Source organism: Pseudomonas sp. s4 (genome assembly GCF_046764235.1).
Taxonomy (GTDB): domain Bacteria; phylum Pseudomonadota; class Gammaproteobacteria; order Pseudomonadales; family Pseudomonadaceae; genus Aquipseudomonas; species Aquipseudomonas asiatica.
Map to the genome: position 1 here is coordinate 3,906,003 of NZ_CP177209.1, position 19,661 is coordinate 3,925,663.

General features: G+C 57.9%; 15 protein-coding genes. 10 read left to right on the plus strand and 5 right to left on the minus strand.

The genetic code is table 11. The features are described from left to right. The first annotated feature begins 19 nt into the window (after positions 1 to 19). The 5 genes from ACK56M_RS18105 (at position 20) to ACK56M_RS18125 (ending at position 5,819) form a co-directional block, all read left to right on the plus strand. Positions 20 to 2,527, plus strand: coding sequence for a methyltransferase domain-containing protein (locus ACK56M_RS18105; RefSeq protein WP_411958871.1), 2,508 nt, complete (start codon positions 20 to 22; stop codon positions 2,525 to 2,527). A 55-nt stretch (positions 2,528 to 2,582) separates the two neighbouring features. After that, the gene (locus ACK56M_RS18110) at positions 2,583 to 2,789 is read left to right on the plus strand and encodes an MbtH family protein (protein WP_101196588.1); all 207 of its coding nucleotides are present in this window, start codon (positions 2,583 to 2,585) and stop codon (positions 2,787 to 2,789) included. A 102-nt stretch (positions 2,790 to 2,891) separates the two neighbouring features. Beyond that, complete coding sequence (locus ACK56M_RS18115) at positions 2,892 to 4,175, plus strand: MFS transporter (RefSeq protein WP_411958872.1); 1,284 nt, start codon at positions 2,892 to 2,894, stop codon at positions 4,173 to 4,175. 226 nt (positions 4,176 to 4,401) lie between these two features. Beyond that, positions 4,402 to 4,887, plus strand: coding sequence for an Lrp/AsnC family transcriptional regulator (locus tag ACK56M_RS18120; RefSeq protein WP_101196586.1), 486 nt, complete (start codon positions 4,402 to 4,404; stop codon positions 4,885 to 4,887). A 122-nt stretch (positions 4,888 to 5,009) separates the two neighbouring features. Next, entirely contained in the window at positions 5,010 to 5,819 is an 810-nt protein-coding gene (locus ACK56M_RS18125; RefSeq protein WP_101196585.1) for an isocitrate lyase/PEP mutase family protein, read from the plus strand. A 932-nt stretch (positions 5,820 to 6,751) separates the two neighbouring features. Here the strand turns inward: ACK56M_RS18125 and ACK56M_RS18130 are convergent. Next, the gene (locus ACK56M_RS18130; protein ID WP_411958873.1) at positions 6,752 to 7,660 is read right to left on the minus strand and encodes a site-specific integrase; all 909 of its coding nucleotides are present in this window, start codon (positions 7,658 to 7,660) and stop codon (positions 6,752 to 6,754) included. A gap of 172 nt (positions 7,661 to 7,832) precedes the next feature. On the opposite strand from ACK56M_RS18130, the gene ACK56M_RS18135 reads away from it, so the two are divergent. Together ACK56M_RS18135 and ACK56M_RS18140 are read left to right on the plus strand one after the other, a co-directional pair. Continuing rightward, positions 7,833 to 8,807: a DNA-binding protein gene (locus ACK56M_RS18135; RefSeq protein WP_411958874.1), complete on the plus strand. Its 975-nt coding sequence runs from the start codon at positions 7,833 to 7,835 to the stop codon at positions 8,805 to 8,807. Between the two features lie 417 nt (positions 8,808 to 9,224). Then, positions 9,225 to 9,572 carry a hypothetical protein gene (locus tag ACK56M_RS18140; RefSeq protein WP_411958875.1) on the plus strand — a complete coding sequence of 116 codons (348 nt, stop codon included), beginning with the start codon at positions 9,225 to 9,227 and terminating at the stop codon, positions 9,570 to 9,572. A 131-nt stretch (positions 9,573 to 9,703) separates the two neighbouring features. On the opposite strand, the gene ACK56M_RS18145 is transcribed toward ACK56M_RS18140, so the two are convergent. The 3 genes from ACK56M_RS18145 to ACK56M_RS18155 all read right to left on the minus strand — a co-directional run bounded on the left by ACK56M_RS18145 (position 9,704) and on the right by ACK56M_RS18155 (position 14,661). Further along, positions 9,704 to 9,862 carry a hypothetical protein gene (locus ACK56M_RS18145; protein WP_177432066.1) on the minus strand — a complete coding sequence of 53 codons (159 nt, stop codon included), beginning with the start codon at positions 9,860 to 9,862 and terminating at the stop codon, positions 9,704 to 9,706. A gap of 135 nt (positions 9,863 to 9,997) precedes the next feature. Continuing rightward, positions 9,998 to 10,261 carry an antitoxin Xre/MbcA/ParS toxin-binding domain-containing protein gene (locus ACK56M_RS18150; RefSeq protein ID WP_411958876.1) on the minus strand — a complete coding sequence of 88 codons (264 nt, stop codon included), beginning with the start codon at positions 10,259 to 10,261 and terminating at the stop codon, positions 9,998 to 10,000. Positions 10,262 to 10,869: 608 nt separating this feature from the next. Further along, the gene (locus ACK56M_RS18155; RefSeq protein WP_411958877.1) at positions 10,870 to 14,661 is read right to left on the minus strand and encodes a hypothetical protein; all 3,792 of its coding nucleotides are present in this window, start codon (positions 14,659 to 14,661) and stop codon (positions 10,870 to 10,872) included. 649 nt (positions 14,662 to 15,310) lie between these two features. Here ACK56M_RS18155 and ACK56M_RS18160 point away from each other — a divergent pair. The 3 genes from ACK56M_RS18160 (at position 15,311) to ACK56M_RS18170 (ending at position 18,298) form a co-directional block, all read left to right on the plus strand. Continuing rightward, positions 15,311 to 16,324 carry a DNA-binding protein gene (locus ACK56M_RS18160; protein ID WP_411958878.1) on the plus strand — a complete coding sequence of 338 codons (1,014 nt, stop codon included), beginning with the start codon at positions 15,311 to 15,313 and terminating at the stop codon, positions 16,322 to 16,324. 136 nt (positions 16,325 to 16,460) lie between these two features. Then, positions 16,461 to 17,102, plus strand: coding sequence for a hypothetical protein (locus ACK56M_RS18165; protein ID WP_411958879.1), 642 nt, complete (start codon positions 16,461 to 16,463; stop codon positions 17,100 to 17,102). Further along, the gene (locus ACK56M_RS18170) at positions 17,099 to 18,298 is read left to right on the plus strand and encodes an XRE family transcriptional regulator (protein WP_411958880.1); all 1,200 of its coding nucleotides are present in this window, start codon (positions 17,099 to 17,101) and stop codon (positions 18,296 to 18,298) included. Before ACK56M_RS18165 ends, ACK56M_RS18170 begins: the two co-directional genes overlap by 4 nt. A 206-nt stretch (positions 18,299 to 18,504) precedes the next feature. Here ACK56M_RS18170 and ACK56M_RS18175 read toward each other — a convergent pair whose 3' ends face one another. After that, positions 18,505 to 19,410 carry a hypothetical protein gene (locus ACK56M_RS18175; RefSeq protein WP_411958881.1) on the minus strand — a complete coding sequence of 302 codons (906 nt, stop codon included), beginning with the start codon at positions 19,408 to 19,410 and terminating at the stop codon, positions 18,505 to 18,507. Between the last annotated feature and the right edge of the window lie 251 nt (positions 19,411 to 19,661).

A 19,661-nucleotide genomic window follows, 5' to 3' on the forward strand; every position in this document is an offset into this window, starting at 1 on the left:
GGTTCGATAAGGAGTGTCCATGACCAACTTCAACAATGATGCCTATCTCCAGGCAAAAGCAGCCGAGCCACAGCAGCCTTGCGACCTGCGTGCAAACCCGGCCTATTCGGGCGCCCTGTTCATGGAGGCGCCTCACAGCGAGCTCTGGAGCCGCAACTTCGGCGCCCCCGTCACCGGCCTCTGCCTCACGGCGGATGCCGCGTTGCTTGCCGTCGCCTGCCGCAACCGCACCCTTACGGTGCTGACCCGCGATTGCCGACCGTGCTGGTCGCAGCATTTCGCGGATGAACTCACGTGCGTGGCGATCAGCACCACGCCTTGCGTGGCAGCGGGTACGCAACGGGCGTCAGACGGCAGCGGTACGGTCAGCCTCTTCGATGCCGACGGCCAAGCGCTGTTCAGCGTCCCCCTGGCGTCGGCGCCCTACGACATCAGTCTCTCGGCCGACAGCGAACGACTGGTCGTCCTCTGCCAGGACCAGACACAGCACATCGCCAACCGCAGCGGCAGCGGCTACGAGCTCCGGCAGGTCGAGGCCCGCCACCTTGAGCCGGCCGCCTCATCGGCGGCTTCGAGCCACAGCGCCAGCCTGCTGAAGATCCGAGAGCGCCTGCTCAGCGTGCTGAACCAGGACGCCGGGATCGTGGCGCTGCACGAGCTGCCGCGCACAGCGGTCAAATGCGCGGTGTCCCACACAGGCTTTGCGGGCATCGTCGCCCTGGAAGACGGCTCGGCCCTGCTGCTTGAAGGCGACAGCCTGCGGCAATGCGAAACCACCGCCGTGGTGGCCGCGCCGGGCATCTCCAGCGTCGCGGTCTCTGGGGGCGGCACGGCCGTCATCGGTTCGCCCGACGGCACCCTTCGCCTGCTCAATCGCCAAGGCAAACCGCTCTGGGCCTGCCGGGCCGGCGGTGAGGTCTGGGCCGCCGGCATTTCGCAAGACGGCTCGATCGTCGTTTCAGGCTGCACCGACGGCACAGTCAAGCTGCTGGTCAACCATGCCCACGACAGCTACAACCAGCACATCGACCTGCTGCAGATGAACGCAGAACAGCTGGCCGACGAGGCCGAACACCGCGACGCGGCCGAAGCGCTGCTCGCCCAGCTCGGGCAGACGGGGCTGATCGAATATGCCGTGGACTGGTTGAACGGCGGATCGCTGCGACTGAGCCAGGCCGACCGGGAGGCGCTGGCGATCAAACTGCTGGCCGAGGATGTCCGCCTGTTCCCCAGCCACTGCACCAGCCATTTCCTGTTGGCGCAGGCCTACCAGAAGCGTCAGGAGTGGCATCTGGCGGCGCGGCACTTCACCTGGGCGGGCCAGGATGACCGGATGAAGCTCAAGAGCTTCACCCTGGCCGGCGAGAGCTTCCTCATGGCCGGCCATCATTTCGCCGCGAAATCGGCCTTCCGCCGCGCCCGCGAACTGACCGTCAGCGAAGAAGCCAAGAAAACCCTCTACACCCTGGGGCGCATCCATCAGGAGCAGGGATCCTTCGCCGAGGCCCAGAAATACTACGAAGTGGTGTTTACCCTCAGCCCCGACTACCTCGACGTCGACGCCCGGCTGCAGCACCTCCGCCGCCAGGGCACGCAACCTGAAGGACTGCGCCCAAGCGACGACAAGGACTGGTACGCCAGCCTGATCCTGGAACTGCTCGACCCCGCCGCGCAACGCGGCTTTACCCCAGGCACCGCACGGGCCACCCAACTGGCGGGCGTTGCCGAACAGCGCGGGCGGCTACTCACGGTGATCGCCGAATTCGCGCTAGACAAGGCCGACAAGGCCGCCGATGCCGCACTGGACTATGACGTGGCGGCCTACATGCGCTACGACTGCTCCGTGCCTGAGGACGAAGCCAAGAAATCCCTCGAGCTGGTCAACATGCTCGACTGCCTCAAGCATTACGGCCCGTTCCGCAGGAGCCTGGACATCGGTGCCGCGACCGGCCGCTACCCGACCCTGCTGGCCCGACAAGGCATCCAGGCCTTTGGCGTCGACCTGGAACCCAGGGCGGTCGAGTATGCCCGGCAGAAGACCGGCGGCGCGCTCAATCCGGACTTCCACCAGGGCGACGCCAGGGCGCTGCCGTTCGAAAGCACTCAGTTCGACCTCATTACCTGCATGATGGGCACGGCGGCGCACTTCCCAAGGCAAGACTTCTCCAGGGTCATGTCGGAAATCCATCGCTGCCTGGTGCCGGGCGGGTTCTGCGTGATCTCGACCTGGGACATCGAGTGTCCGCACCTGACCTACCTTTCGATCTACTCCCACGAGCAGAAGGAACTGATGCGACAGAACGCCATCAGCCGTGGCGAGGCCAGTGAGATCGCCCGGGCTCAGGGCTTCGCGGTCGAGGAAATCCGTCCGCTGGGCCTGCTCCCCGAATCGCTGGGTTACGAGCTCGACCTGCAGCAGGACGGGCCCGCCAGGATCCGCAACCTGCTGGACATGGATCTTGCGCTGAAGGCCAAATTCCCGAGCCTGCACGGCCAGATGTACATGTTGATCATCCGCAAGACCTAAGCCGCCCGGCCAATCGGAAAAACGCTAGCCTTCAACATTTTCAGGACGTTCAACCATGACCACCGAAGAACAAGACACCGGCCTCTATCTCGTCGTGATCAACGACGAAGAGCAGTACTCCCTCTGGGCGGCCGAGAGCCCCCTGCCCGGCGGCTGGCACGCGACAGGGCAACAGGGCAACCGCTCGCAGTGCCTGGCCTACATCAAGGAAACCTGGACCGACATGCGCCCGCTCAGCCTGCGCCAGCGCCTGCAACCCTAGTGCCGGACAAGGCTCGGGCTCACCCGGGCGGCGCCTTACGCGTCGTCCGGGCGGGCCCGAGCCACCGGCAGGCGCTGCTTCTCTCTCTAAAGGAATAGCCTGATGTCTGTACGCAGTCGCTTCTCCAACAAGGCACCGGTCTCGCACGAGCGTGCCTCTCTCCTGCTATTGCTCATTGCCTTCGTCGATGCTTCCGGGCGCGGCCTCTTCCTCGCAGGCGCCACGTTCTTCTATACCCAGGTGGTCGGCCTGAGCAGCGTCCAGGTGGGCATCGGCCTGGGCCTGGCGGGGCTTTGCGGGCTCGTCTGCACGGTGCCCATCGGCCGGATCGCCGACCGCCTCGGCGCTGCCCGGGTGCTGGCGGTGCTGCAGGTCTGGCGGATGCTGGGCTTCCTGATCTACCCGTTCGTCAACGATTTCTACGCGTTCCTGCTCATCGCCTGCTTCATCGGCTGCGTGGAACAGGCGGTATGGCCGATCATCCAGACCCTGGTGGGAGCGGCGGTCAAGTCCGATGCCTACGTCAAGACCATGTCCAAGGTGGCCATCGTCAGGAACGTCGCCTACATGATCGCCGCAGGCGTGTTCGCCATCGTCGTCGGCGTCGCCAGCAGCCCCAACGCCGTGATCGGCCTGCTGATCGCCAATGCCCTGGCGTTCCTCATCTCGGCCGTGCTCCTCGTAGTGGCCAAATTGCCTCAGGCTGCTGCCCGGGAACAGGTCGAGAGCGCGCCGGCGGCCGTCGCTGCGCATCCGCTGAAGAACCTCAACTTCCTCTCGCTGTCGCTGTGCAACGGCATCCTTTCTCTGCACCAAGCTGTGATGACCATCGCCGTGCCTCTGTGGCTGCTGACCAAGACCCAGGCGCCCAAGGCCCTGATCGGCCTCATCCTGGTGGTCAACGGCATCATGGCCATCACCCTGCAACTGATGTTCAGCAAACGCGGCAACGAAGTGGTGCATGCCGCGCGCAAGCACCTTTACGCCGGGATTACCTTGGCGCTCTCCTGCGCCATGGTCGCCATGACCACGGCCGATCAGTCGCCCTACCTCGCGGCGGGCATCCTGCTGTTGGGTTGTGTGGTGATGACCTTCGGCGAACTGTGGCAATGCGCGGGCGCCTGGGGGATCTCCTATTACCTGGCGCCGGCCGAGAACCGGGCCTACTACCTGAGCGTGTATGCCTTGGGGGCGAACCTGATGACCGTGGTCTTCCCCGCGATCTTGCCGATCGCCGTGGTGGAGCGCGGGGCCGCCGGATGGATCGGCCTGGGGATAGTGTTTGCGCTGGCCGGCATCGCCACTCCCCTCCTGGCCCGCGCCGCCAGCCGCCAGCGCGCAGGATCGCGGAGCGATGACCTGCGGACCCAAGGCGCGGAGGCCTGACACACGACGCTGACCAACCGGCCATTAAAGGACGCCCTATCCAAACAGCTCATTAGTTGACCTGTTGTTCTGGCGCAATATGTAACCATCCCGTGACATTCAATATAAGCCACGGGATGATTGCCTGTACCCATTGAAAAAATATTGCGCGCCCTATCCGTTGCTGGCACCATGGCAAAGTTTTAAGGACTGCACTTGCTTATGGTGCACCAGAAAGGACTCTAATTTGAAAAAGAACTCTACGGTGCTCGATGCGATCGATCTGAAGATCCTGAACATCATGCAGGCCGACTGCCTGACGACCACTTCAAAAATCGCGGAAGTTCTATCCATGAGTGAAACGCCTTGCTGGCGCAGACTCAAACGCCTTGAGGAAGAAGGCTTTATCCAGGGCTACCAGGCGATCCTGAACAAAGAAGCCCTGGGCTTCGAAGTCACCGCCTTCGTTCATCTCTCCGTCGACTCACATACGGAAGACGTCACCCGAAAGCTGGAGCAGAAGATTACTTCGTGCCAGGAAGTCGTCGCTCTTTACAATGTGACAGGGGACTATGACTTCTTGATAAAGATCGTCTGTAAAAGCATCTCCCTATACACAGAGTTCATTGAAAAGACACTTCGCAAGATTCCTTGCATTACTCAAATCAAGACATCCATCACACTTCGGGAAGTTTACGATTCCCGGCTGCTGCCTTTATCAGCACGCGCGTGACTTGCGCCTTGAGCGAACCCCGTGACGATTGACTACAGTGCATTTTCCGATGCCGCGAACGATGGTCGCGGTCTGACTTCAGCAGTGATCTATCAACAGGATGTTCAAAGGAGCAGGATTTCATGGCAGCACTGGATAACGTTTTTCATGGCCTCCACCAGCAAGGCTTGCTGATCCTGGCCAACGTGGCTGATGCTGGCGGCGCGCGCCTCGTCGAGCGTCTGGGCAGTAAGGCAGTAGCCACCAGCAGCGCGGCGATGGCCTGGTCCCACGGCTACCAGGACGGTAACAAGCTTCCGCTGCCGCTGCTAAGCTCCACCATCGGTTCGATGACGCGGGTACTCGGTGTACCACTGACGGTGGATATCGAGGGGGGCTATTCAGACGATCCCGAACAGGTCGCCAAAGTCGTCGAGGCCGTCATCACCGCGGGCGCGGTTGGAGTCAATATCGAAGACGGCGTGGCCTCCCCCGAGCTGCTCGTGCACAAGATCGACGCCGCCAGGAGGGTGGCCAATCAGCACGGGGTCAACCTGTTCGTGAATGTGCGCTGCGACGTCTACCTGAAAAACCTGGTGCCCGCTGAGCAACGCCTGGAAGAGCTTCTCAAGCGCGGCGCACAGTATGCCAGCGCGGGCGCGGACGGATTGTTCGCCGCAGGCGTCGTTGAACCTCGTGAGATCGCCGCCGTGTGCCGGGAGTCAAGTTTGCCGGTCAACCTGCTTTGGCGCACAGGCCTAGCTGCCCCCGACGAGCTGCAACGCCTTGGTGTCAGGCGTCTGAGTGCCGGCTCGAGCATCGCAGAGTTCTTGTATGGTGCCATGGACGGATTGGCCCGCAGCTTTCTGGACAGTGGGCAACTCGACACCCATACCTTAAAGGCCCATACCTACGGCGAGTTGAACGCACTGATGGCCCCTCAGATCGACTGATCTTACTTGTACGCAAGGGTCGATAACGCTCATCTGCGACAGGAAGCTATCGACCCAGGCGGTGTAAAAACGCAGGTAAACGCCTGCCGCGGGCGTCCTCGTTGAAAGACTACGAAGCGCTGCTGCCGTGGAAATGCACACCTCAAATACATAGCTGAGTGCTCTGCCCCATCGTTGGTTAGGTGGGGTTCATGGAGCGCTTACGGTCTTTCATTGGCCGCCAACGCTATCGGAAGTCCCAAGACTCAAAAATCGCTCGCGACGAACTCAGCCTCGGGGCCCAACATCGTCACCGGTTAACATTGTTGATAGTCACGCGCAGAGGGTAATAGCGTGTTGACACACTTCCTCTGCGCGAGCGCGCACATGCCTGCAGCCCGTACTCGCAAATCGCCATCGAGCGACCCTTCGGTGACGATAATGCGCACCGGCAAGGCTTCCGTGCGCGCGAGATCTACCAGCCGACATATCCAGGTAGTAGGAACGACTGGAGCGATCCGGCCCTGAGCTCTCGCGCCGTGCGTGAGTATCTTGAGGCACTCGATGAAGAAGCTTTGGCCGAAATGCTACCGAAACGCCTATCGCTGACAGATCCTCAAGCACGCTAGACCGCTGCTCCAGGCGGCCCAGCTTTTTACGCTTACTCTACGAATTATCTGATCGATATCGGCGAGTAACCACAGTTTGGCTAAGTGCTTGCGCCAAATCCCGCCCTCGACCCTGGCTCCGCCTTGGCTGGACTTGGAAATGATGTTGTTCGGATGCTTTGCCACTCTTTTCTCTTGATGCATACCCAAGGCAGCATCAGAGCATACATCACCACCATCTGAGGCAAGAAAAATGATCAGTAGGCTTCGCATTTATAGGGCATTTGCAAATACGCCCGCCTTACAACGATCCTCGTTTGCTCCGTGTTGAGCACGCCCGTTGGTTCAGCGGGCCCACTCTCCGAACGGCGCATCGCCGTCGATGTAACGCGCGGCCGACTGCACATCCCGCCATCCAACATAGTCCATCAAGGCTTTACTGCTCCATTGATTTTCGCTTGCCCAGGTAGCGAAGCCACGGCGTAGCGAGTGTGCCGAATACCCTTCAGGGTCGACGCCGCTGCGCAAAAAAACCTGACGCAACAACCGCGAGAGACTGTTGGCGTTGAGAGCATGCACCCCGACATGCCCCCAGCGATCGATGGCGCGAAACAGCGCGCCCTCGCTGAGCCCACTTTCATTCAACCACACCTCGTAAGCAGCGACCGGGCACAGGCGCTTGAGGGCTGGAACCTTGACCACCCGACCGCGGTTGCTGCGATCGGCTTTGCTACTCGGCAAAAACAGCTCCAGGCCTTGCGCTGGGCGCAACTGGATATGCTCGATGCGCAGCCGGCTCAACTCATCGCTGCGAAACGCCCGCCAGAAGCCGAGCAAGATCAGCGCCTGGTCGCGCGCAGCGCGCAGTCTCACTGCCGGCGTCGACTCGGCCAATTCTTCACCGAGTCGAATGATGCAGCTTTCCAGCTCGTTCAAGGCCAAGGCCTCGGCTTGCTTTACCGGCTGCGGGTGCAACGCGCGAATGCCACGCAGCGTATCGCGCACCCGCGGCGATTTGGTGGGATCGGCAAAACCGAGTTGCTGATGCCAGCGCGCTAAGGCGGCCAGGTGCACCCGCAACGTGCTGCTGGTGAGTTGATCGCCGTAGTGTGTGAGGTAGCGCACCACGCTTTCACTGGACGCGGGCAGCAACCCGCCCCACTCCGCTTCGAAGTGTGCAATGGCCTGGGCATAGCGCTGCTCGGTACTGGCTCGACGCGCGGCCCGGAGATAGCGATCGGGCAAAGTGTCCACGCTCTCCTCCCGCTGTACCCCGTTCACTGCAAAAAACGCTGAAAACCGCGATCACGTTCGAGAAACTTGGCTTCTCAAACGTCAGTCTGTCCGATTATTGGTATCGGATCAGGCGCTTGTACACGTGTACTTCCATACTGACTGAACAGTACGAAAAAGTGGGAGCAGAACCATGGCCCGCGCTGGTATCAACAAAGCCCTCGTGCAGCGCGCACGGGATGCCCTCCTCGCCCGTGGTTTGTCACCCAGCATTGAGGCCGTGCGAGCAGAGCTCGGTCACACGGGTTCAAAGACCACCATCCTTCGCTACCTGCGTGAGCTGGACGTGGCTGAACCCCATCCACCACAGGTGAATCTGTCGGAAGAATTACAGGCACTGCTGCAGAGTCTAGCTGAGCGTTTGGCCAACGAAGCGCAGGCCACGGTCGCCGCCGATCGCGCCCGCCTGGAACGGCAACAAGCGGCCTATCAGCAGCAGCGCGCGGTGGAGGCGGCGCGGTTCGAGCAATTGCAGGTGGCACATACCGCAGAGATGGAGGCCCACCGGCAGTTGCGTCTACGTGAAGTGCAGCTGACGGGCCAACTGCAACTGGCCGAAGGCGAGCGACGGCGTCTTGAAGAGGCTTGCCGGCAACAGCTGCAGCTGCTCGAAGAGCGTGCGACGACGATTCACTCGCTCGAGTCCAAACACCAGCAGGCGCGTGAATCGCTGGAGCACTTTCGCCAGCAGCATCAGTTACAACGCCAGGAAGAACTGCAACGGCATGATCAGCAGTTGAGTCAGTTACAAGCCGAGGTGCGGGGATTGCGTGAACAGCTCGCCGTCCGCCAGGAAGAGCTGACACAGCTCTACCGGGATTTGGAACGCGCTACCAGCACGCAGGGCTACCAGCAGCAACAGCTCCGTCAGCTCGAGCGTGAGCTGAACGCCGCGCAGCAGCACTTGGCGGCCGAGAAGCGGCTCATGAACCAGGCGCATCAGCAGGAAGAAATAATGGCGGGCGAGATCACCTTGCTACGCGAGAAGTCCAGGTCTTACCTCTTGGCCCACCGACATGACCAGCGCCTCCTACGGGCGCAGGTGCAACAACTGGCACGCCTGCAAGGCTTGGTCGAGCCGGGATCATCCGACAGCCCAACTCAATGAGGAATCGAGCTTTGGCGCGGAGTCGTCCACACCTCACGCAAGCGTCGGTGTGTGCGTCAGCGCACGCTGGGGCAGGGAAGTTAAGAAAAAATGCAGCAAAACTCCAAAACTGAAGATTTTCAGGGGCCGCTTAAGAAAAATCTGACGCCCGAGTCTTTCTGAACAGAAAATTCCCGGATAGCCTCATACCACTCAAGCACTAGTTTAGCCATCTACAGCGACCTGGCGGTCCCTACTCACGACGCAGAGGCCTGCCCGCACAGGCCGGATTGTGGGCTTACGGATCACATCGTTAAATTGGGTAGTAGGCGGCCACTGATCAACAGACGGATATCCATGTCTATGCGCCCTACCCTTTCCCGTGAAACGGCCATGTTGGAGAGGCGCAAAGTACGCCTCCTAAGAAGCGGTGATTTCTTGACCGCCGAAGCGTTCGCAGTGCTGGCTCAGCTGGGCACAGAGCAATCCAGAGCTGAACTCGAGAAGTGGAAACGCGCGGGCAACATCTTCTCGCTAGTTCATGAGGACAAGGAATACTTTCCCCTCTATGCCTTTGATCCCGCTTCGAGTTTCCGCCCATTTTCGTCGTTGGCAGCTATCATCACGACGCTCTGTTCCAGCAAGCCTGACAGGGCTGTGGCGCTCTGGTTCGGCTCATCCAATAGCTACCTGGGGGGCCAGATGCCGAAGGATGTGATGGTGAGCGACCCGGCGCGGGTACTGGATGCAGCCCGAAGCGAGGGGTACGGGGCGCTACAGGGTTGATCGGCGCCCAACGGTTTGACTAGCCCAATTCGTAGGCACACCAGACCAAAAAACGCATAACAGCGTAAGCGAAGCAGCTGACACAACAAGCTCAGCACTGGACCCGGCAGAGCGCTTTTTCGCAGGTAGACTTAACCTGCCAGACGTCCTACTGGCTCCCAACTCCGGTCTTTGGAGGCAGCAATGTCGAGAAAGCGACTTTGGCTGCTGCGCTTGGCCAGTGCTTGGCGGGCTTCTACTTGCAAACGGGCGGTCATCAGAGGCTTGGATTCGTGTTTGATCTGCTTCATGGGCACCCCGCGTGTCATGACATTTAGGTGGATAGTATTACGCTCAGCGACCCTGCCCAAGCGCTTCGTCGCCTCGTACTCGAATGGGGCAGCATCGGGGCAGGCAGCAACTGCTACCTAGAGTATACGTGGCGATCAATAGACACCGTAATCGAGCCGTACCAGGAAATCCGCAACCTCCATGTACCCCTGATCAGTTTCCAAGAGCATGCATGGCAGACGTCGGTTAAGTCCGATCGCCTGCTTGGTGAGCCATGCTTCAGCCAGTTCAGGATTGCCCAACACTTGCTCAGCTGTCATCGAAATTTGTTCGCGACGTCTCATGAAGCAGCGGTGTTTTAGGCTCCAACACCTGTCAGGAAATGGCGAGCTGAGTACGAGGATCCTAAATACAGTCATGCTGCATAACGCCCGAGTGGTAAACCCGAACTGCGTCGGGGAGGTCTGATTTGCGATGGTGATGTCTCACAGGGGCTGCCGGTCCTTTACCCTGTAACGGTATTCATGGGGAGAGAATCGTCCCGAGCCAAATAGCAACTCAGCGGTGAACGACTCCACGAACGCAATAGCCTCGCTTTGCACGTAGCGTTCGTAACGGGCGCGATAGGCCAGAGGCACGGTAGCGCGATTGCCTAAGCAAAGGCTGACTAGCTCCGATAATAGATAGCCACGGACGTCGTATCGCACATCCGCCGCTTTGAGCACAGTTGCATAACAAAAGTAGTAAACAAGCGTTGCAACACCGGAGCTCTGGGGCAAATTTTGATCGCTAATCTCTAAATTCCTACAACGCCATTAAACCGCTAACGCAGTGACGACACAACGTCCTAATCTGGGATGCCAGCGGCCAAGGCTTCAAGGTAACGTCTCAAGGTATCCACGGCCTGCTGGGCTAGCGGTTGGCTCACGACATACATTTTCACAAAGTCTCGCTTAACGCTGTTACTCCATGATTGGCCTTTGGATGGCGAGCAAGGGTGACTACTGGTCACCTCTGCTCGCTGGGATCAGGAGATCATCTGCTTGCGCTTGCCATAAACGACAGTGCGCTTTGCTTCGCATTTGACAGTCCCCACATAGCCCCGCCGCTTCAAAGCCTCCGCAAGTCTGATGTCATCCTCGGAGGTGGAAAAGTGCGCACGGGCCTTGTTGATGAGCTGTGCGTGATCCTCGCCAAGAAGAGGAAGCACCGCAGCCACGTTCTGCCAGCTGCAGTTCATCTGCAGCATCTGGATCAGTAGCGCTGTCCGCAGTTGAGCGTTCAATGAAGCGTCAACACTACACTGGACGAGCACTGGCAAGTAGCTGGTTGGGAAGACAGCCTGGACATCGTTAGCTCGCGCGCACGTGTAAGCCAAATCGTCGATCGCCCCTTGTCTTGTGCTCAGCGCCTCTATGGTGATGCCCTGCCACATCATCATGGCGTCTGTCAGGGACACGGCACTCGAACGGCTCAGCAAAACCACCAGCACGATCGACAGCGTCGTCAAGTCCAGTGTGTCTCGAGCTGCCTTCCAGTGGTGAGCTATGTATCGAGCTTCGATCGCAGGGTCATACTTCGAAATCAACTCTCTGATTTCTAAGCTGTACCCTACGTATGGCGCGTTGTAGAACGCGACCCATCGTCCGATGGGCACGGTGCTTTTCACCAATGCGGAAGGCTCCAGGATAATCTTGGAGAATAACGCGTGGAGCGTAGCATTCGTGACGCGCTCATTTTCAATGAGGAAAGATTGTAATTCCTCCTCCTTCTCCTTGCCCCACAGATCTTGCGCCAACCCTGAAGCGTTTCGGGCGATAAAATCGATGAACGTCGGCACCGCCGTTTGTCCAAGGTCGTAACGCACCTCCTGACCAGACAACTTGGTGTCGTCAGCCGTCATGACAACGCTGTCAAAGAACGTCCAGACGTTGTCGCCCTTCGCACTGATTCGCTCAGACTCCAGGGCCGGCAACCACAGCGCTACCGGCAGGTTGTCTAAGTCATCCACAATGCAGTGAGTACGTTCAAAAAGCGCTAGCTGAAGATCATCCTCGCCTTTTATGAGCGCAAGCAAGCCTAACAGCGATTGCTCCGTTTCCTCCAGAGCGCCCTCTTGGCTCAGCAGTTCGTCCACATACTTCGTCGGTGCTTTAGCAACAATGTCACCGAAACCTGTAAGGCCTAGAGCATCGAGGCGGGCGTGAGACACAGTACCTACCTCGCTGCCTGGCTCCCGAGATCTGCAGAGCAACTTCAACATCGGTAATCCTGGGCTGATGCAGCCCCACTCGACCAGCTGTTTGAGCTCCTCGGCAGTGATGACATCATTTGCGTTAACGAACTGTGCAGGTTTGCTCCGCAGCCAAGCCCAGCCCATCTCATTAGTGGCGAGTCCAGATACCAATTTGCTGACGTCTCTCAGTTCGTTGATGATCCTGAGCAGTGTCCCCTTGCGGCCATGCAATTGCTCAACCTGCTCTGCAGCCAGGCTGTCAAGCACCATGACCACGAGGTCTTCGCGCGCGAAGGTTGCTTTCTCGTAGGAAAGGAGCTGGTTGATGAGGTTTGGATCGTTCTCGAACAGCGCGTTGATGAAAGCAGCTCTTGCCTCGACTGGCAGTAGGACAACCACTTCGGATAGTCGTCCCATGTGCTGGTGGCCGCTCTTGAGGATCACTGACAGCTTTTCTTTTCGGGCTTGGACTTCATCCTGACGAGACTGAGCCAGTTCAGCGACCAGGTAAACCAGCAAGCCCTTGCCTTTGTCGACGGAGTCCAAGTCTAGCTTACTCGCCACGCGCTCCGGATTTCGGATTGGTGTGCCGACCTCTAGTGTTTCGCCGCGGGCCAAGGCCATGGTGAGCATCTTGTCCGCCTGGGACAACGAGCCTTCGTAGAAATATCCCAGGTAGTCGGTGTAGTCGGTATCCAGGTAGCCCCGGTGAAGCAGAAAGATGATCAGCTCGTAGCCCGTGAGTTTCGGAGCAAACGACTCCCCGTAGCCCACGCTACATGCGAGGCGGAATGGCATGGTCTTGAGCCTTGCAATTTTCCTTTGAAGCTCGATGGTTTCGTCGTCGATGTCACCCAGCGGCATTTGTAGTGCTGTGACTCGCTCGTCATATTTCAGACCCTGCAGCACAGCTTTGGGATTGACTGCTTCCCCGGTCTGAGTGCCGTAATGCCTAACATTAACCTGAGGCGTAACCTGCCGCTGGTTGAGCGCCCGATTGAACACCTCTTCCTCGACAAATGCCAGCAGCGATACGGAGGTGCCGTCCTGAAAGGTCAGCGTGGTAGCCTGCTGAAGTCCGCCCTTGCGGAAAATCTCAAACCACACGCAGGCACGCAGACTGGCCAAATCCGTGGCGACTTCCGCCTCGCGCTTGGCTCGACTTTGCCTCAGATCTGCAATCTCCGCCTGAAGACGGTCAGTCTCGGTTACCACCCACGCCGAATAACCCTCAATCACCTGGTAAATCGTACCCTTGCGCTTCAGGAGGTCGGAGTAGGCCTCAGGGTGCAGGTTCCTTAGCGCAACCATCCCGAACAACTTATTGGGATCGAGCACTAGGCCGTCGGCGGCAAGAAGGTTCGCGTAGAGATCGAATTCGTTCACGATATTCTTGATCAGCCGCATCTCGTCGATGTGGTATCCCACCGTCTCGATCAGCTTGGGCGACAAGCCGGCACTCAGCAGCTGATCCCCTACCTTTCGCTGGCCCAGCAGCTCGACAAGCTTCTCCCGCGAGTTCTCCGAGTGTACGACCGGGATGATCGGGATAATCAGGTCAAAAAACTTCGTCTTGTCAGTGGCAGCGAACATCTCATCCCGCAACGCGTAGATGAAATGAATCGAACGAGTGACCTGCGGTGACTGGCTGATGATGAAGTTGATCTCGCGCAACCTGAAGAAAATCTCCTGGATGTCAAACCTGTCCAGGTCTTCAATCACCACCACTTCGATGTCACTGCGCTCGAAGCAGTAGATGATCTCATCGACATTCTTGTGCAGCACCGACCCGTGATGGGTAGCCTCAAGCTTGCCGCCTTTGAGCGTCAGACCGTCGATGCTGAACAGGGAAAACAGTTTCAGAGCTGAGTACAACAGCCACACGCAGCCAGCAGTTACGACAAGCAGCGCAGCAGGCTCGGGTATCCACATCACCCCCTTCAACGCCCATTCCTTGGCAACCTCAGAAAGTGTCTGCAGCTTCGGCGCGCCCAATCGCAGGGTGCAGATGCCAATAGCGGCAACACATATCGTTCGCCACCATACTCGCGCCGTTGAGGCATGAGTGATGCGTTTGAGCCTTGTCTTGGGCAACTGATCGGCTTTCACCGCATACAGTAACTGCTGAACGATCGTCTCCTCGATACGATTCAGCAAATCAGCGCTGGCCGCGCCCTCGATGGTCGCCGTTACCGTTGACGCTGTGCTAAATGCTCCATCCGCGGCATCAGGCGCCATGGAGCCGGTCGCAGCGGGTGTGTTCGCCTTGGTAAATGTGGCTAGCGATACAAAGGTGTGCTTGAAGCCGGGATGGTGTTCGAAAAATGTCTTTAGGACGCTACTTTTGCCTGCGCCATAACCACCGGTGACGGCGATGTTAAGCACCTCATCATTGTGAAGCGCCCTCAGAAGCTCGCGTTCGTATCGGGCAACCCGGTCTTTTTCGACCAACACGGGCGTCAACGGCTCGAAAAAGCGATCGTCTTTGCTTCCCCACGCTGCAAAGGATCGCTGTGTCGCCCGGTAACCGGCTACCAGTGCCCACCAATAGCGTCTTACCCCGTCCCCGAATTTCCCACTCATCTACCCGATCCTGATTCTTGGCCTGCCGCGCCAGATAAGCGCCCGCAAATTCTGTGCCGTGTACTGTACCGTGATCAGCGGGCCGAGATGACACTTCTAATAGCGGCTATTGCCATAGATGCGAGAATTTAGGAAATCGGAGCCAAAATGGTGATCGCATCATGGTTCAGCCAGTTCTCGACTCCCCCTGGAATGCCCCGCGCAAACACACATTAAATCCGCAAAAAAAATGTGTAGAAATTTCTCACAATACGTCTGTGGGATAGCGACGCAGGCCCCGCCCCCGTTGCATTAGAGCCGCTGGGAATCTGTGCAAAAAAATGTGCACATTTGCCCTGCAGTCATCGAGGGGGGGGTGTTGCTCGCGGCGACCGACGAGGCTTCGGCTGCGCACTGCAACATTTGACTCATAATGGCATCCTAAATGACCACACTACGGGCTTGAACCGCCAAGCGGCTAGCAGCTAGCTCTTCCGCTCCAGCCGGCCCTAGTCATCAGGGCTCTGAACAACACGACGGGAGCAAGCGGAATGGCCAACGCACTCTGGCATGACTCCCCACGCGCACACTCGCCGGACGCACACCTGAAAGTGAACGGTTAAGAGATCACTGACTTTGACAGTAGCCCGCGCTTCGCCATCAGCTCCCCGTGATTGACAAGCGCCTCTCCTGCCCGTTCATTAATTGCCGATGGACGCTTGCCAGTACCTCAACAACATCCCGTACTGCAGTCGCCTTCCATTCTCTTGCGATGCTGGCAGCTGCGACGCTCCTCTGGCTCGCAATGAAAACCGTTTGTCACGTTGGGGACTACTTTACTGCGTCGCTGACGCTGCTGCCTTCAAGCTCACACGAGCGCTTTTACCTCGACAAATCCATACTCTTAAGACAGGCGGAAAGCACAGGAGTAGCGGCCATGCCCCGCGCAGGAGTTAACAAAGCAGTCGTTCAAATCGCTCGCGAAGCGCTCCTCGCCCGCGGCGTGCATCCCAGTGTTGATGCTATTCGTGTCGAGTTGGGCAACACCGGCTCCAAGACAACCATCCAGCGTTACCTCAAAGAGCTTACTACGGCAGACCTACCGACGGCCGTCTCTGCGCTCAGCGACGAACTCGTTCACTACGTGGAGATCGTGGCCAAGCGCCTCCTCGAGGAAACTCGGCTGCTGAACGCTACCGAGCTCCCCCAAGCGGACGAGGCAGGGCGACAACTCACCCCGACCGAAGCTCAAAGTCAGGAGCTGATTGCCAACCTGCAAAAACAACTTGCTGATCAGCGCACTGCGCTGGAAAACGTTAACAGGCAGAAGATCAGCCTGGAGCACCAATGCACAGCCCTACAGCAAATGCTTAGTCAGAAGGAAATCACCAACCATGCCCTCAGTGAGCGCAACGGCCACCTAGAAGCGTTACTGGACCAGGAGCGCGATCAGCCGCATTTACCGGCCGTGCCCAATCACCAGCATGACGAGCAGCAGATTAAACAGCTGAAGGAGGAGCAACAGAGCCTCAAAGCGTCGCTCCTGCAAACCCAACGAGAACTGATTGGGCTTTATAGGGAGCAGAAACAATTGTTAGCCGAGAGCCATCTCAAGACCCAGCAAACACTACCCGATGGTCAACAGAACCACCAGAATGAAGGTGTTTGGGACCAACAGGCCTGATTTTGTTGTCAGCTGCTCCCCCGTCAATAGATTCCGCCCCAGTCACGCCCATAAGAAAGCCTAAAAGCATAAGACCCATTTACACGAAATTTTTTTAAGGTAAAATCCCGCACATCGAAACCAGAGCCCACAAAGAATGACTCAAAACCCAGCTCATACCATCCCCGACCTGATCATGGCCAACATTCCGCGCGACCTGCTTATGGGTATCGAGGACGCTCTTGAGGCGGGCGCTATGCGAGCCTTCTCAAAGACCAAGGATCTGGCAAAAGGGCATCGGAAGAGTGCGCTGGGCCAGATGCGCCACTTCCAGATGAACGAAACGTTCAACGAAGCATTGCTCGCCGCGAATGCCGAGATGGTTCCGTTGAGAGGCAACGGAGTGGTGGTGGGTAAGTCTGGTGTTCTCCAACTGAGCCGTCTCAATATTTCGGAGTCGGCCTGGAACAACAGCAACCGCAGCGTGACCCGCCGCAAGCTTGCTGAGGCTAACAAGGGAATGAAGCATCTGTTGCTCCCTTCTCTCTTTGACCCAGTGGAAGTAAACGCCGGTACCCTTTTTATCGTGGCGTGCTTCAGCGGCTCGCTACAGATCCATCCTGAGAAACCGACCCAGATCTACATCGCAGTGCCTGACGAAAAAATGGAAGGCTGGCTTTTCCGCGAGAAACTGGGGCTCTTTCTCTCTCGTTATGATGAGGCACCGAAACAAGTGGATTTGGCTCAACCCAGACTCAAGACGAAGCTGCTCAACACGGAACGGCAAACAGCATCATGAGCCGTGGAATCATCGACTTCAAACCCGAGCGCCTGTTACAGGCGCTCGCTGCGCGTGCACTGTCTCAAGTACAGCTCGCATCCATGGTCGGGGTTTCCCCTGCTACGGTCAGCAAATGGAAAAACGGCTTGCAGGCTCCTGAGGCGGAAGCGCTCGCGAACCTTTCTGCAGCTGTGGGTGTGAGCCCGGAGTGGTTCACGCGTCCGTTGCCTGAGAAGTGCTCGCTGCCACTGTTTCGCAGTAACGCGTCCGCTCATGCCTCTGCACGTACGATGCTGGAAGCCCGACTAGAATGGGCTCAGGACGTGGTGTTGTCCCTGGGTGAGTTTGTGGATTTTCCTGAAGTGAATCTGCCAACCCGATCGTTCACTGACCCCGAACAGATCAGTAGCAGTGACATTGAAGAAGCGGCTATTGAGTGTCGAGATCTTTGGGGCCTTGGCCGTCGTGCGATCCCAGATCTTGCTCTGGCCGTTGAAGGTGCCGGTGTGATCGTCGTGCGCGAAGAAACTGGTGTGGCCACAATCGAAGGCCTCTCGGCCTGGAGTCATGCGCTTGGCCGTCCATTTGTTTTGCTGTCGGCCGACAAAGGCAATGGCTTTCGCAGCCGCTTCGACCTGGCGCATGAACTTGGCCACCTCATCCTCCACAAAGGGATTGAGCGCTCAACGGACCCCCATCGCTACAAACTCATGGAAGATCAAGCGCATCGGTTCGCCGGCGCGTTCTTGCTACCAGCAGAAACCTTTGCAGCCGATGTAAAAACACCGGTTACCCTGGACAGCCTCCTACTGCACAAGCAGCGATGGGGGGTCTCGGTTGCGGCTATGGTGATGCGACTGTGGGCACTTAAGGTCATTGATGACGATGCCAAATCGCTGTTGTTCAAGCGTCGCTCCGCGCGATGGGGCGTGAAAGCTGAGCCAGGTGACGATGGCCGTGCACCTGAACAAGTTCGCCTCCTCAAACGCACCATTGAGCTTCTTGCATCCTCTGGCGTTTTGCCACTGGAATCGGTAGCGGGCTACGTAGGTTTGGCCGCCCACGACGTGGAGAATCTGACCGGTCTTCCTCGCAACTACCTGTCCAACAAAGCAACAGTGAAACACTTAGCCAGGCTCAAGAGTACGGTGAACCGACAAGCCTCCACGCACCATGTAAGCGGTGTAGTATTGCCTTTTAATAAAGACCGATAATCCCACAGAACGCAGGCCGATGTTCGCATTGTCGCTCCGCGAAGTGCGAGCGCTGTCAGATTGACGATTGCTAAACCGCTATTTACGCTTCCACTGCGTGGTTGCATCCAGTAATGCTGCTGACCAAGGCTCTAAAACCTAGGTCAGCAAAAAACCGCCTATGAAGGCGGTTTTTTGCATCTGGGAGATGCCTTCCAGCCGGCAAGCTAAGAACACTTAACGTTCAGACGAGAGTCCAATTCTCGCATCATTCGGCGCAACCAGTCAGGGCAACGCCTAACGCCTCTCAGAATGCTCTTCATGAACCTGTCCATGAGGGGCTTGCCACCCAGACAGATACACCAGAGCATTGCAGCATGAATGTGATACGAACCGTCTTCTGGAGGCAGCCAGCCGCTTTCGACTAAAAAATCGCGCCCCTGTTTGAGTACTTCTCGACGTTTGTTAAAAGCCAAAATGTCAACGGGCCAATTCAGTGCGGGTGTCGCCCCCCGCAGTGGCTTTCTTGCAGACAACCACTCATCAATCAGCTTCCACAGGTCCCGATAGCACCCATGATAGGCAGGGTGGAGAGTTGCTAAAGCCAGGTAATTGCAAAAATGCTTATTAAGCCAACTCCTCTGCGAGGAATACTTCACTGTATCTAACAGGGCCAATGGAAAAGCGAGCCGCTCCCAGTCGGGGATTCCCATCGCCCACCTCATCCTTGCGTTCATTCGGTCACTATAAGTGGAACCCTCCAATGCTCGGGTGAGAGTCTTCAAAGACGCGAGGTAATGGATGGAGGCACAGGGATCGCAATCATCCCATTCGAGTACCTCCCAAAGCGGATTCTTGAGTACTCGATCCAGTTCCGGCTTAGCCTCTACCAATCTCTTGACACAGCATTCCCGCAACTGAATTCCGTCATCCAGCAACTTAAGCCACTTCGGATTGAGGTGAACAGCCTTAGCTTCGTCGGGGCGCAACCCCGCGTAAAAATCAGGACGATAGAGACGATCACACTGGTAGGCGAAGTCTTTCCGATCTTTTGCGCGCAAAAGATCGTAAAGATATGCACCCATAAACCGCATGCGGCAGCGCTTGATGGCGGTAATCGAAAGTGTCGACACTTGTCACCTCCACTCCACAATCCCCCGTTTGAGAGTCTAGGCCCTATTACATAACAACGCATCCATAGGAACAAACGCGCCCAAGTCATCAGCGAGCAATGCGAAATCTGCTCTGTTGCAAGCATATGATTTTCTTGAAAATAGCTTTTATCAATCGTTATTGCCGGCGGGTGATCAGTACCCTCCCGGGACAGGATGGGGCCCTCAGCACCCGATGCGAAAACTGCTACCTATAACCCCATGATTATCCT

Bases quoted from the DNA above. Each gene is read 5' to 3' on its own strand.
- ACK56M_RS18170 (WP_411958880.1), top strand. From the start codon at position 17,099: ATGAGCCGTGGAATCATCGACTTCAAACCCGAGCGCCTGTTACAGGCG.
- ACK56M_RS18150 (WP_411958876.1), bottom strand. From the start codon at position 10,261: ATGACTGTATTTAGGATCCTCGTACTCAGCTCGCCATTTCCTGACAGG.
- ACK56M_RS18135 (WP_411958874.1), top strand. From the start codon at position 7,833: ATGGCCCGCGCTGGTATCAACAAAGCCCTCGTGCAGCGCGCACGGGAT.
- ACK56M_RS18155 (WP_411958877.1), bottom strand. From the start codon at position 14,661: ATGAGTGGGAAATTCGGGGACGGGGTAAGACGCTATTGGTGGGCACTG.
- ACK56M_RS18125 (WP_101196585.1), top strand. From the start codon at position 5,010: ATGGCAGCACTGGATAACGTTTTTCATGGCCTCCACCAGCAAGGCTTG.
- ACK56M_RS18110 (WP_101196588.1), top strand. From the start codon at position 2,583: ATGACCACCGAAGAACAAGACACCGGCCTCTATCTCGTCGTGATCAAC.
- ACK56M_RS18145 (WP_177432066.1), bottom strand. From the start codon at position 9,862: ATGAAGCAGATCAAACACGAATCCAAGCCTCTGATGACCGCCCGTTTG.
- ACK56M_RS18165 (WP_411958879.1), top strand. From the start codon at position 16,461: ATGACTCAAAACCCAGCTCATACCATCCCCGACCTGATCATGGCCAAC.
- ACK56M_RS18105 (WP_411958871.1), top strand. From the start codon at position 20: ATGACCAACTTCAACAATGATGCCTATCTCCAGGCAAAAGCAGCCGAG.
- ACK56M_RS18115 (WP_411958872.1), top strand. From the start codon at position 2,892: ATGTCTGTACGCAGTCGCTTCTCCAACAAGGCACCGGTCTCGCACGAG.